The sequence below is a fragment of the Marinitoga hydrogenitolerans DSM 16785 genome (assembly GCF_900129175.1).
Classification (GTDB): Bacteria; Thermotogota; Thermotogae; order Petrotogales; family Petrotogaceae; genus Marinitoga; species Marinitoga hydrogenitolerans.
Window position 1 is genome coordinate 24,301 of record NZ_FQUI01000021.1, and the last position, 11,987, is coordinate 36,287.

General features: G+C 28.1%; 13 protein-coding genes and 1 pseudogene. 6 read left to right on the top strand and 8 right to left on the bottom strand.

Going from position 1 to position 11,987, the window contains the following annotated elements:
* Nucleotides 1-4 precede the first annotated feature (4 nt).
* The 5 genes from BUA62_RS06870 to BUA62_RS06890 are packed head-to-tail and all read right to left on the bottom strand — an operon-like array spanning nucleotide 5 to nucleotide 5,018.
* Nucleotides 5-697: an ABC transporter ATP-binding protein gene (locus tag BUA62_RS06870; RefSeq protein ID WP_072864840.1), complete on the bottom strand. Its 693-nt coding sequence runs from the start codon at nucleotides 695-697 to the stop codon at nucleotides 5-7.
* Nucleotides 690-1,448 carry an ABC transporter ATP-binding protein gene (locus BUA62_RS06875; protein ID WP_072864842.1) on the bottom strand — a complete coding sequence of 253 codons (759 nt, stop codon included), beginning with the start codon at nucleotides 1,446-1,448 and terminating at the stop codon, nucleotides 690-692. Before BUA62_RS06875 ends, BUA62_RS06870 begins: the two co-directional genes overlap by 8 nt.
* A gap of 46 nt (nucleotides 1,449-1,494) precedes the next feature.
* Nucleotides 1,495-2,667 (bottom strand): ABC transporter substrate-binding protein, encoded by a 1,173-nt coding sequence (locus BUA62_RS06880; protein WP_072864843.1) that lies wholly within the window; start codon nucleotides 2,665-2,667, stop codon nucleotides 1,495-1,497.
* Nucleotides 2,668-2,686: 19 nt separating this feature from the next.
* Nucleotides 2,687-4,000, bottom strand: coding sequence for an acetyl-CoA hydrolase/transferase family protein (locus BUA62_RS06885; protein ID WP_072864845.1), 1,314 nt, complete (start codon nucleotides 3,998-4,000; stop codon nucleotides 2,687-2,689).
* A gap of 4 nt (nucleotides 4,001-4,004) precedes the next feature.
* On the bottom strand, nucleotides 4,005-5,018 hold the full coding sequence (locus tag BUA62_RS06890; RefSeq protein ID WP_072864847.1) for a 3-oxoacyl-ACP synthase: 1,014 nt from the start codon (nucleotides 5,016-5,018) through the stop codon (nucleotides 4,005-4,007).
* A gap of 250 nt (nucleotides 5,019-5,268) precedes the next feature.
* Between BUA62_RS06890 and BUA62_RS11885 the strand changes: the two are divergent.
* A pseudogene (locus tag BUA62_RS11885) lies at nucleotides 5,269-6,051 on the top strand (alpha/beta fold hydrolase).
* An 8-nt stretch (nucleotides 6,052-6,059) separates the two neighbouring features.
* Here BUA62_RS11885 and BUA62_RS06900 read toward each other — a convergent pair.
* On the bottom strand, nucleotides 6,060-6,695 hold the full coding sequence (locus tag BUA62_RS06900; protein WP_072864849.1) for a DUF6115 domain-containing protein: 636 nt from the start codon (nucleotides 6,693-6,695) through the stop codon (nucleotides 6,060-6,062).
* Between the two features lie 2 nt (nucleotides 6,696-6,697).
* Complete coding sequence (locus BUA62_RS06905) at nucleotides 6,698-7,306, bottom strand: DUF4897 domain-containing protein (protein ID WP_072864851.1); 609 nt, start codon at nucleotides 7,304-7,306, stop codon at nucleotides 6,698-6,700.
* A 97-nt stretch (nucleotides 7,307-7,403) separates the two neighbouring features.
* Between BUA62_RS06905 and trpS the strand changes: the two genes are divergently transcribed.
* Genes trpS through BUA62_RS06925 form a run of 4 tightly spaced genes read left to right on the top strand, consistent with a single transcriptional unit; the run spans nucleotide 7,404 to nucleotide 10,291 of the window.
* Nucleotides 7,404-8,381, top strand: coding sequence for a tryptophan--tRNA ligase (gene trpS / locus BUA62_RS06910; protein ID WP_072864853.1), 978 nt, complete (start codon nucleotides 7,404-7,406; stop codon nucleotides 8,379-8,381).
* A 6-nt stretch (nucleotides 8,382-8,387) separates the two neighbouring features.
* On the top strand, nucleotides 8,388-9,065 hold the full coding sequence (locus BUA62_RS06915) for a segregation and condensation protein A (protein ID WP_072864855.1): 678 nt from the start codon (nucleotides 8,388-8,390) through the stop codon (nucleotides 9,063-9,065).
* Nucleotides 9,055-9,585, top strand: coding sequence for an SMC-Scp complex subunit ScpB (gene scpB, locus BUA62_RS06920; RefSeq protein WP_072864857.1), 531 nt, complete (start codon nucleotides 9,055-9,057; stop codon nucleotides 9,583-9,585). The genes BUA62_RS06915 and scpB overlap by 11 nt, the downstream gene beginning before the upstream one ends.
* The gene (locus BUA62_RS06925) at nucleotides 9,548-10,291 is read left to right on the top strand and encodes a pseudouridine synthase (protein ID WP_072864860.1); all 744 of its coding nucleotides are present in this window, start codon (nucleotides 9,548-9,550) and stop codon (nucleotides 10,289-10,291) included. The genes scpB and BUA62_RS06925 overlap by 38 nt, the downstream gene beginning before the upstream one ends.
* Before the next feature lie 50 nt (nucleotides 10,292-10,341).
* Here the strand turns inward: BUA62_RS06925 and BUA62_RS06930 are convergent, their stop codons facing one another.
* Nucleotides 10,342-11,655: an alkaline phosphatase gene (locus tag BUA62_RS06930; RefSeq protein ID WP_072864862.1), complete on the bottom strand. Its 1,314-nt coding sequence runs from the start codon at nucleotides 11,653-11,655 to the stop codon at nucleotides 10,342-10,344.
* 132 nt (nucleotides 11,656-11,787) lie between these two features.
* Here BUA62_RS06930 and BUA62_RS06935 point away from each other — a divergent pair.
* Nucleotides 11,788-11,987: hypothetical protein (locus tag BUA62_RS06935; protein WP_143148342.1), on the top strand; the 200-nt coding region annotated here is incomplete at its 3' end.

Genomic DNA, 11,987 nt, shown 5'->3' on the forward strand with positions numbered 1-11,987 from the left:
GATCTCACCTACCAAGATAAGCTTTTTTTATTTTTTCATCGTATAATAATTCTTTTGATATGCCAGAATGTACTATTTTACCTGTTTCTAAGATATAGGCTCTATTGCTTATTTTTAAAGCTTTTATTGCATTTTGCTCTACTAATAATATTGAAATCCCCTGTTTTTTTAACTCGATTAAAACATTAAAAATTTCATCAATAATTATGGGTGCTAATCCTAATGAAGGTTCATCAAGCATTAAAACTTCTGGATCCCCCATTAACGCTCTACCTACTGCAAGCATCTGCTGTTCCCCACCTGACAAAGAACCTGCAATTTGTTTTTTTCTATTTTTTAAAATTGGAAAAAGATTATATACTTTTTCCAAATTATTTTTTTCATCTCCTCTAATAAAACTTCCCATTTTTAAATTTTCTTCAACTGTTAATCCTGGAAAAATTCTTCTGTTTTCAGGACACAATATCAATCCTCTTTTTACTAACTTTGTAGTCTTATCTTTTGATATATTTTCTCCTTTAAAATATATTTCTCTATCACTTTTTACTATATTCATAATCCCCATTAATGTAGAAGTTTTGCCTGCTCCATTAGAACCTAATATTGAAACTATTTCTCCTTTTTCTAATCTAAAAGATATGCCTTTTACAGCTTTTACATGTCCATAATTTACAAATAAGTTTTTTATTTCAAGCATTTTCTGTCTCCCCCAAATATACTTTTATTACTTGCGTATTATTTGCAATTTCATCCGGCGTTCCTTCTGCAATTTTTTCACCAAAATTCATAACAGTTATTTTGTCAGAAATTTTCATCACTAAACTCATATCATGTTCAACTAACAAAATAGTAATCTGTTTTTCTTTATTAATTAATTTAAATATATCCTCAATTTCCGATGTCTCTTGTGTATTTAACCCAGCAGCCGGTTCATCAAAAAGTATTAATTCTGGTTCTGATACAATAGCTCTAGCTATTTCTATTCTTTTTAGCACACCATAGGGTAATTGAGAAGGGTATGATGATAATCTATTTTTCAACCCCAATAATTCTGATATTTCTAATATTTTTATTTTTATCTCCTCATCAAACTTTTTTGATTCTCCACTTAAAATTTGTTTTATATCTCCTTTAAAGTTATAAGCTATCCCTGTATATATATTTTCATAAACATTTAAAAAATTAAATAATTGTAAATTTTGAAATGTTCTTGTTATACCTTCATATATTATTTTTTCTGGTTTTAAATCCAATAAATTTTTATTTTTGTATATAACTTTCCCATTTATAGGTTTAACGACACCAGTTATAACATTAAATAATGTAGTTTTACCTGCACCGTTAGGTCCTATTAATGAATGTATTTTCCCTTTTTCTATTTTTATATTCATGTTTTTTACTGCTACTAATCCACCAAATTTTACACTTATATCTACAATTTCAAGCATTGTCTCACCTCATTTTTAAAATTAGCAGGGATTATCCCTGCTAATTTTATTTTTCATAATAGATCCAATTTGTCATCTGAGACCATACGCCTTTTCTAACTCTTAAAACATACATAGACTGTTTACCTAATCTACATGTATTATCCTCAGGATTATACGGCTTATATGTAATCTCATGTGCTAACATTCCTGTCCATTTATTCATACTTTCTAATGCTTTTACTAAATTTTCTCTTGTTAAATCTTCTCCTGCTCTAGTTACTGCTTCTACAAAAACCTCTGCTGCAATCATTCCTGCTATTGCATATGCATTTGGCATTTGATCAAAATATTTTCGATATATTTGAAATACTTTTAAATCAGGTTTTGAAAAATCCACATTTACCCAAGCCATAGCTTCTACACCTTCTGCAGCTTCTTTAGCTAATAAAATATAAGAAACATCTGAATTTGCATATGTTAATACATATTTTTGCCTTTGTAATCCATATTGCTTTGCCTGTTTTACAAAATTAACAGATTGTGGAATGAATAACATAACTGCTATAGCATCCGGTCGTTTTGCTATTAATTTTGTTATTTCTGTCGAAAAATCATTTGCTATTGGATTAATAGCTATTGTTTCAACGGGTTTCATATTATATTTATTTTTTAATGTTTCAACAGCAGAATTTAAAAATTCCTTCCCTGCATCATCATTTCTATATATTATTGCAATTTTTTTTGCTCTCTTTGTTTTTACTAAATAATTCATTACTATATTTCCTTCCAAAGTATAATTTGGTTGTACAGGAAATATATATTTCTTTGGTGGTATTGCTAATAATGAAGAACCACTTGCTTGATAAACATACGGCACTTTGGAATTATTTACATAATTCATAACAGCAAGATTACCCGGTGTACCTAAACCTCCAACTAATGCAAAAACCTTATCATTTTCAACTAATCTTTTTACTTCTACAGTAGTTTTAGCCGGATTAAATTGATCATCAGCAATAATTAGATTGATTTTTCTTCCAAAAATTCCCCCATTATCATTAACATAGTTAAAATAAGCATTCATACCATTTGCAACACTTTGACCAATAACTGCAACTGGTCCTGACATTGCTTGGAATGTACCTATTTTAATTTCTGTATCGGTAACTCCTACTTCGGCATAAACTATTGACAACATCAAAATAATACTAAAAACTACTAATAATACCTTTTTCATGATTTTTACCCCCTTTTTATTATAAATATTCCAATCTTTTTGCTTCTTTTGCTAACTCTTCTCTAAATTCAGGATGCGATATGTTTATTAATGCTTTTACACGTTCTCTAAAACTTTTACCTCTTAAATGCGCAATACCATATTCAGTAACAACATAATCCAAATCTTGCCTTGGTACTGTTACAAAAGAACCTTGAGGTAACATTGGAACTATAGTTGATATAGTTCCTTTTTTAGCAGTTGACCTTAATGCTATAATCCCTTTTCCATTTTTACTCATTACAGCTCCTCTATGAGTATCAAGCTGCCCTCCTGTTCCAGAATATTGTTTCGGACCTATTGATTCAGAACATACTTGACCTGTTAAATCTACAGTTATCGCAGTATTTATACTTACCATGTTTTCATTTTTTGATATAACATATGGATCATTTACATAATTTCCTCTCATTATCCAAACACCAGGATTATTATCTAACCATTCATACATTCTTTTTGTTCCCAATGCAAATGTACATATAAATTTTCCTTTCCATAATGTTTTTTTCATATTGGTTATGACTCCAGCCTCAAATAAATCAATCATCGATTCAGTAAACATTTCTGTATGTATTCCCAAATCTTTTTTATGATTTAAAAGTTTTGCTACTGCATTAGGTATTCCGCCTATTCCAATTTGCAATGTTGAACCATCATCAACCAATTCAGATATATATTCTGCAATAATTTTTTCTGTTTCAGAAGGTTCGACTATTGGTAATTCTGGAATCTCCCATGAATTTTCAACAATATAATCAACTTGTGAAATGTGTACTTGAGTTTCTCCATGAGTCCAGATGAATTTATCATTTACTTCTAATATTACTATATCTGCTTTTTCTAAAACCTCCATTTCATATACATTGGAAATACCTAAATTAAAATATCCTGTTTTCTCATGCATAGGAGTCACAGTTCCCCAAAAAATTACAATATTTCCATTCTCTTTTTCAGACATTAATTTATCTGTACCAGCCATATGTAAATTGTTTGGAACGAAATCTACTGTCTTTAATCCTAATTTTTTAGCTTTTCTTGTTGGCGGACTTAAAAACCATGAATGATTATTATAAACATTCTCATATTCTTCATTCATAAAAAAATCATATTCTTTCATATTCAAACAAGTTACTACTTTCAAATTTTCGAAGTGCGACTTGTATTCATGTAAATTTCCCAATAAACCTTGTGCTTCAGCAGAAGCCAATCCTGTAATTATAGTTGCTTTTTTTGGCAAAGATAATATAGCATCTTCAATACTTCTTAATTTTTTATTATATTCATCTTTCCACATTTTATCACCCCTCATATTTGCCCCAATGTACTACCGCAGAAGCCCATACAAAACCCAATCCTGCTCCTACAAGAACTACTTTATCTCCAGATTTTATTTTTCCACTTTTTAAACCTAATTCTATAGACAGCACCTGATCATTTTGCCCAATATGTCCATATTCTTCCAAATATGTACTTTGAGATTTTTTTAATCCTAATTCATCAAGAACAGATAAATGTGCAGATCTTTTAAAATGTAAAATAGCTAAATAATCAATATCTTTTCTTTCAAGGTTTGACTTTTCCAAAGCTTTATCTATTACATAATAGAAATTCGGCATTGTTTTTTTCTTTAATTTTTCTTTAAAGCTTTCCGCATCCTTAACAACAAAATGAAATTTTTCTACATCTTCTTTTTTCATAGGCCAATTTTTTGTTCCGCCAACCTCTACAACACAATCCTCGGAAAAAGAACCATCACCTTTAAAGGCTGTACCTAAAATAACATTTTCATTATAATCCTTTTTTAAAATCATGGCGGCTCCACCTGCACCTATGTCAAACATAAAAGATGTTTCTTTTACATTATAATTAATTAAATCACCATTTCTGTAGCCACTAACTAATAATACAATTTTTAAATCTTCATTTGCTAACATCATTGATCTTGCAACTTCCATAGCGCTCATCATTGAGCCACACATAGCTTCCATATCAAATGACCATGCATTTTTAGCTCCTAATACATCCGCAATCTTCAGCCCAGCTAACCAACATGGATAATCTTTATGTTGACCACCATTCCATATAACTAAATCTATATCTTCTGATTTTATTCCTGCTCTTTCTATAGCTTGTTGTGCTGCTTTAATCCCCATATAACTCGTTGTATCTTTCGGACCAGGAATTGGTTTTTTTATAACTCCAAATTTCTCTTTTATTACATCAACTGGTATTTTTGTTTTTTCAGAAATTTCTTCTGCTGTAATAAAACTTTCTGGAAGGTATATCCCTATACTTAATATTCCAACATTCATATGATCACCTCAATTTCCATTATACAAACTTTTAATAAATACAAATAAATATGAATCATTTCTCATGAATGATGAACCACTTCTCATTATATCTCTTTTTACATTTTTTATAAAATCGCTTTATAACTGATTAAAGCAGATTCAACAATTATATTCTTATTTATAAAATAAAATCTTCAATTTAAAAAGATTTATGTTATGTTAATATGTGTTATAATTTTTTATAACACATTTTTGAGAGGTGATTCATATGTTTTTTGAAAAAAAAGGGATATATTATGAAATTTATGGTGAAGGAAAACCACTTATTTTGCTTAATGGTATAATGATGAACACTTTAAGTTGGGCATCTCATATTAAAGTTTTGAGTAAATATTTTAAAATTATTGTATATGATATGAGAGATCAGGTAAGATCAGAAAAATTAGAAGAAGATTATGACATATCCATTCATGTTGAAGACTTACATAATTTTATAATTCATCTTGGTTTAGAAAAAGTAAATATTTTAGGATTATCATATTGAGGTCAGGTTGCAGAATTATTTGCTATAAAATATCAAAAAATGATAGATAAATTGATATTATCAAATACTACTTATAAAATTGATAATTATCTATATGCAATTGGCGAAGCATGGAAAATTGCTGCAAAAACGTATGATGGTGAAATTTTTTTTGATTTGGCTTTACCTTTTATATACTCTAAAACTTTTTATAATGAAAAATTGGAATGGTTGATGAATAGAAGAAAGTTATTTAAAGATATATTAACAAAAGAATGGTTTGATTCTTTTATTAGACTAATTTCTTCGAATACTACTTTTGATGTTTCAAATAAAATAGAAAAAATTAATGTACCAACATTATTGATTGCTGCAGAAGAAGATATTCTTACTCCTGTTAAGGATATGGAATATATTAATTCAAAAATCAAAACATCAAATCTTGTTGTTATAAAAAATTCAGGTCATGCTGCATTTTTAGAAAAATTTAAAATATACTGTAATCTAATTAAAGGATTCCTATTATAAAAATCCCCTTATTTAAGGGGATTTTTATAATACAAGTCTATTATTAATTTTATTTCTCCAGATCCTTTATCTAACATTTTTGCAATTTCATTTATACCCATGCCTTTATTATAATATTCAATAATTTTTTCTTTTAATATTTGCTCAGGATTTTTGTTTTTTTCTTTTGATTCACTTTGAATATCTGAAGAATTTGAATTTTTGAAACTATTTTGAAGATGATAATATTCATTCACAAAATGTTTTTCTTCTTTTTTTACGGGCTCTGGAATTTCTACTTTTTCAGAATCAACTGATGAAAAATGTGATCTTTCTCTTTTTGCTCTTTCAACTGTTTTAACTCTTTTTAATTCATCATTTTTCTTTTCTAAATCAGTAAGCATTGAAAATGACTTCATATATGCTTCATCTGCATCCCTAATTAATTGATCAAGTATTTCTATTTTATTATCTAATGCACGCAATCTAGAAGAGGTTATTTTTTGAAACCTTGCCAACAACGTATTCGATTGATCTTCTATAGAAGAATCAATTGTTATTGAAAAATTATTAAATTTTTTCCATAAGGAAATCAAAAGAGATAAATTAATTAAAGAAACGACAGACAATATAATTAACCATATAAAAATAATAAATGTTACCATTTTTATTTCCTTTCTAAAGTAATTTTTGGAAATTGAATTTCTCCTGTATTCTTCCATAAAAGATAATTATCTGTAATTTCAGTTGGATTTGGAATAACTTTTATAAATTCCCAATTATCTGGTTTATAAACATATAATGTGGCATTTTCTAAGTTTATTTTTTGATCCATTAAAGAGAATTCATATCTATTATTTCCTATATTTTGAACAAATCCTTTTATTTCTGATTTTTCAATAACTTTAATTTTATATCTATCACTAACAGTTACCGTTGTTTGAACACTAATTAATTCAAATATTCTTCCCGTTTTTTTAGTTAAATTATCTATAAAATCTTCATAGACTTTTCTTTTTTCTGAATCTGGTTTTTTATAACTGGACAACAAATTATTATAAGATTTTTCATCTTTGGCTTGAACAACAACTTCTGATAACATTGTAACATTTCCATTATCTTGAATATAATAATAATTATCATTCTCTACTATATCAAAATTAACTTTTGCACTTCTGGCCATAAATATATTAATAATACTAATCCCGGCAATAAATATTAATCCTATTATTATAAAATTTGATGAACTCATTTTTCTTTGTGGATTTTCTGACATTAAAGATACCTCCCTAAATTTTTATATTTTCTTATTATATAATACCACAAAATGTGGTAAAATTAAAGAAGTATTTAGAAAAAAGGAGGAGGATTCTGTGAGAATATTAAGTGGTATGCGCGCAACAGGAAAATTGCATTTGGGACATGTTTTAGTTTTAGAAGATTGGAAAAAATTGCAAGATAATGGAAATGAAACTTTTTTCTTTGTTGCAGATTGGCATGCTTTGACTACACATAAAGAAGAAAGTCATATTATATATCAATCAACACTTGATATAGTTAGAGGGTATTTAGCTACTGGACTTGATCCAGAAAAATCTGTGATTTTTGTTCAATCAGCTATAAAAGAACATGCAGAATTATATTTATTATTTAATATGCTTGTTTCTGTAAATAGATTGGAACGAATTCCAACATATAAAGAACTGAAGGAAAATCTTTCAAATAGAGATCTATCTACTGCTGGATTTTTAACATACCCTGTATTACAAACTGCTGATATTTTGATTTATAAAGCAACTGGTGTTCCTGTTGGTGAAGATCAATTATATCATATTGAATTAAGCAGAGAAATTGCAAGAAGATTTAATAGCTTATATAAAGAAATTTTCCCAGAACCTAACCCTATTGTTACACGAATACCAAAACTTCCTGGCACAGATGGAAGGAAAATGTCAAAGAGTTATGGTAATATTATAATGATAGATGAAACAAGTGATTCTTTAAAGAAAAAAGTTATGCCCATGATGACTGATCCTGCAAGAATGAGAAGAACAGATCCAGGAGATCCTGAAAAATGCCCTGTTTGGGATTATCATAAGGCATTTACATATAATCAAGAAGAACTTGATTGGGTTGTAAAAGGTTGTAAAACAGCTGAAATTGGATGCGTTCAATGTAAAAAATTATTATTAAAAAACATGGAAGAAAGATTAAAACCTATATGGGAAAAATACGAAAAAATTTCTGATGAAGACGTATTAAACGTTATTCATGATGGTAACAAAAAAGCCTCTGAGGTTGCTAAAAAAACATTAACAGAAGTCAGGGAGGCAATGAATCTTAGGTGGTGAAAACATATGTTTTCTGATTTAAACATTGAATTGGATATATTTTCAGGTCCTTTTGAAGTTTTAGTTCAACTAATTAAAGAAAAAAAAATTCCTGTGAGGTTATTGTCTGTTTCTAAAATTGCTGATATTTTTAACGCTTATGTTGAAAAAAATTATGATAACCTTGATGATATTGGCGAATTTTTGAGAATCGCTTCCTACTTAACTTTATTGAAATCTAAAGAGTTGTTACCGAGCGCTGAAGAAGATAAAGAATTTACACGAGAAAGAAATACTCTTTATAATATTATTGAAGATTATGAAAAAATAAAAGAAACAATGGAAAAATTACAAAAAGATTTCGGAAAAAATAATTTTAAAAAAACTGTAAGAATAAAAGCTTCAAGGTTCGATAAAAATAAAATACATAATCAATTAGAATTATATATGAATGATTATTTACAAATCCAACAAAAGTTAGAAATATTAAGAGAAAGTTTCACTGTTGAAGAAGCTATTGAAGAATTAAAAGTCAAAGATAAGTTTACTTTAAAAGAATTATATATAATTTCAAATAAAGAAAGACTAACATTTATAGTTTATTTTCTTGCATCTTTAGTTCTTGTTAGAAATGGTTTACATTATGTAAATGAAAATTATGAATTTATAAAAAATGCAGAAGAGGTGGCGGCAAGTGCAAAATAAGCATCTTATGCCTATTATAGAAGCTATGCTTTTTTCTAAATCATCTGGATTCACTTCAAAAGAAATTGCTGAAAAGTTAAACGAAACCGAGGAAAAAATAAATTCCATCCTTATAGACATATGGGAACATTATAATTCTGAAATACATGGCATAGAATTAGAGAATTTCGAAGGAAAATATAGATTTACAATAAAAAATGAGATTAAATCTATTTTAAATCCACGACCAAGAGTTTTTTCACTTACTGAAGCTCAATTTGAAATATTAGCTATTCTACTTTTAAATGGCCCATCCTCTACTGTTGAAATAGAAAAATCCAGAGGAAAATCTTCTTATCATCAAATTAAAAAATTGATGGAAATGGGGTTAATTGTGAAAAAAAGAAAAGAAAATACCAAAAATAGATATATATATGATCTCTCAGAAATGTTTTTTGAATTATTACCTGAAAAAACTATAAATGAATTAAGAGGTGCTAAAATTGATAAAGCTTCAAACATTCCTTCAAAAAATAGGTGAAGGTTCTAGAAGAGAAATTGGTAATTTAATTGTATCTGGTAAGATTAAGGTTAATGGGGAAATTATTAGAGAACCATGGTTTAAGGTTGTTGAAGAAGATATAATAGAAATTCATGGAAAAAAAATTCATGTGAAAGATAAAATTTCAGAGGCTGAAAATTATGTATATTATTTAATTCATAAACCTATTGGTTACCTATCTGCTTTAAAAGATGACAGAGGTAGAAAAACTATAACTGATTTAATACAAGGAAAAATAAAAGAAAAAGTTTTTCATGTTGGGAGATTGGATTATAATACTTCTGGATTAATGCTTTTAACAAATGATGGTGATTTAGCAAATTTACTTCTTCATCCAAAAAAACGAATATATAAAACTTATAAAGCTTTGTTAAATAAACATATTAAGGAAAACAATTTAAAAAAATTAGAAGAAGGTATTATTATTGAGGGTGGATATAAAACTCAACCAGCTAAAATTGAAAAAGCACAAAAAAAAGGAAAATATTCAGAAGTCACTTTAAGCATACATGAAGGGAAAAAACGTCAGGTCAGACTTATGTTCAAAGTTCTTGGTTTTAATGTTTTAAAATTAAAACGTATTAAATTTGGCCCATGGTCAATTAAGGAAGTTGTAAATCCTGGAGATATTAAAAAATTGAATCCAGAAGATATTAAAAAGTTAAAAGAATATTTGAAGAAATAAAAAAATCAGGCTTCTCTAATTTTTAAAGAAGCCTGATTTTAATTTTAAACTTAATGCGCTCCTGATGCTGGAAGCTCAAAAACTGGATAAATCACTGGATATCCTGCTAATCTACCTATAATTCTAACTATTTCTGTATTATCGTAAAAACCGTTGAAATTTTCTGCTCCTGCACCAAAAGCATATACAGCTACTGGTGCCCCTGTATGAGCAAATGTTGTCCAACCTAAATGTGCTTTTTTGCTAACAACTCTACCTATAGAATTTGGGAAAGCATAATATGAACCACTTTGTTCTTTCATCAAACTATCAAAATATTCCATATCTTCATCTGTTAATTCAATACCATAATATTTTTTTACTAAGTCTACAAGTTTAGCTTTATCTTTATTTGATTGTTTAGAAATAAAGTCTGTATTTTTAGTAAATTTTCTTATCATTTCAACATCAAAGTAATATCCACCTGTTGAAAGACCTAATCCTCCAGTTTCGTGATCAGCTGTCACTATTACTAATGTATCTGGATTATTCTTAACAAATTCCATAACAACATCAAATGCTTTTTCAAATTCTAATACCTCTTTCCATAATCCATAAGGATCATTTCCATGAGCTTCCCAATCAATTTGAGATCCTTCAACCATTAAGAAGAAAGGATCGTTGTCTTTAGACAATACTTCTAATGCTTTCTTTGTCATGTCTGCTAACATTGGCTCATTAACTCTATCAGAAGCTGCTGGAAGATGACTATAATTAAATAAACCTAAAACTTTTTCACCTGTGTAATTTAATAATTCTTCTTTAGTATTAATGTAATCAAAGCCTTTTTCTTTAGCTAATTTTATTAGATCTTTTCCATCCTTTCTTTTTCCACCAGTTGGTATAAAATGTCTCCATCCACCTCCAAATGCAACAGTTATTGGACTATTTACTAATTGTTCTGCTAGAGTGTTTTCGTCTCCTCTACTTTCTACATGACCATAAACTGCTCCAGGAGTAGCATGTGTTATTCTGGATGTTGATATAACACCTATTTTTACACCATTTTTAGCTGCAATTTCAGCAATTGTTGGAACAACTGTTCCATCTGGTAACATACCAATCATTCCGTTATTAGTCTTAAATCCAGAAAATAGTGCTGTACCTGCAGCTGCAGAATCCGTAACATTACTATTTGCAGAAAAAGTTGTAACAATTCCTATGTTTTGTGTTTTCATAAAATTCATTAATCTTCCTTCTAAATAACTTGCAAGCATAGCTTGATTAATTCCCATTCCATCTCCAACCATATAAATTACATTTTTCACAACAGAAAATCCCAAAACAGAAATCACTAAAAGAAAAACTACCAATAGTTTTCTCATAAAACCCCTCCTTAATGAAAATATATTTAATTTTAGGACGTCCAATTAGTAAGAAGCAAAAAAGGCACTCCTTGATTCAATGTAGAAACATTGAATTGAGCCAAAAAACAAAAGAAAGGAGTGCCCAATTCAATGTTAGCACAAAAAAGAATAGAAATCAATACATCTTTTGTAAAAAAAGAAATTTTATTTATTTTCAATATTATAGATATATTTTTTAACGAACCGAAATACTCATTTGGTAGAAAAAAAGAATTTTCAGATAAAGCTATTCTTAAAATTCTAATGTTGTTAAAAATGGCTAAAAAATCATATAGAAAAGTTCAAAAATT

Coding starts and splice junctions, on each gene's coding strand:
- BUA62_RS06900 (WP_072864849.1), bottom strand. CDS start 6,695: ATGGTAACATTTATTATTTTTATATGGTTAATTATATTGTCTGTCGTT.
- BUA62_RS06915 (WP_072864855.1), top strand. CDS start 8,388: ATGTTTTCTGATTTAAACATTGAATTGGATATATTTTCAGGTCCTTTT.
- BUA62_RS06905 (WP_072864851.1), bottom strand. CDS start 7,306: ATGTCAGAAAATCCACAAAGAAAAATGAGTTCATCAAATTTTATAATA.
- BUA62_RS06870 (WP_072864840.1), bottom strand. CDS start 697: ATGCTTGAAATAAAAAACTTATTTGTAAATTATGGACATGTAAAAGCT.
- BUA62_RS06880 (WP_072864843.1), bottom strand. CDS start 2,667: ATGAAAAAGGTATTATTAGTAGTTTTTAGTATTATTTTGATGTTGTCA.
- BUA62_RS06885 (WP_072864845.1), bottom strand. CDS start 4,000: ATGTGGAAAGATGAATATAATAAAAAATTAAGAAGTATTGAAGATGCT.
- BUA62_RS06930 (WP_072864862.1), bottom strand. CDS start 11,655: ATGAGAAAACTATTGGTAGTTTTTCTTTTAGTGATTTCTGTTTTGGGA.
- BUA62_RS06875 (WP_072864842.1), bottom strand. CDS start 1,448: ATGCTTGAAATTGTAGATATAAGTGTAAAATTTGGTGGATTAGTAGCA.
- BUA62_RS06890 (WP_072864847.1), bottom strand. CDS start 5,018: ATGAATGTTGGAATATTAAGTATAGGGATATACCTTCCAGAAAGTTTT.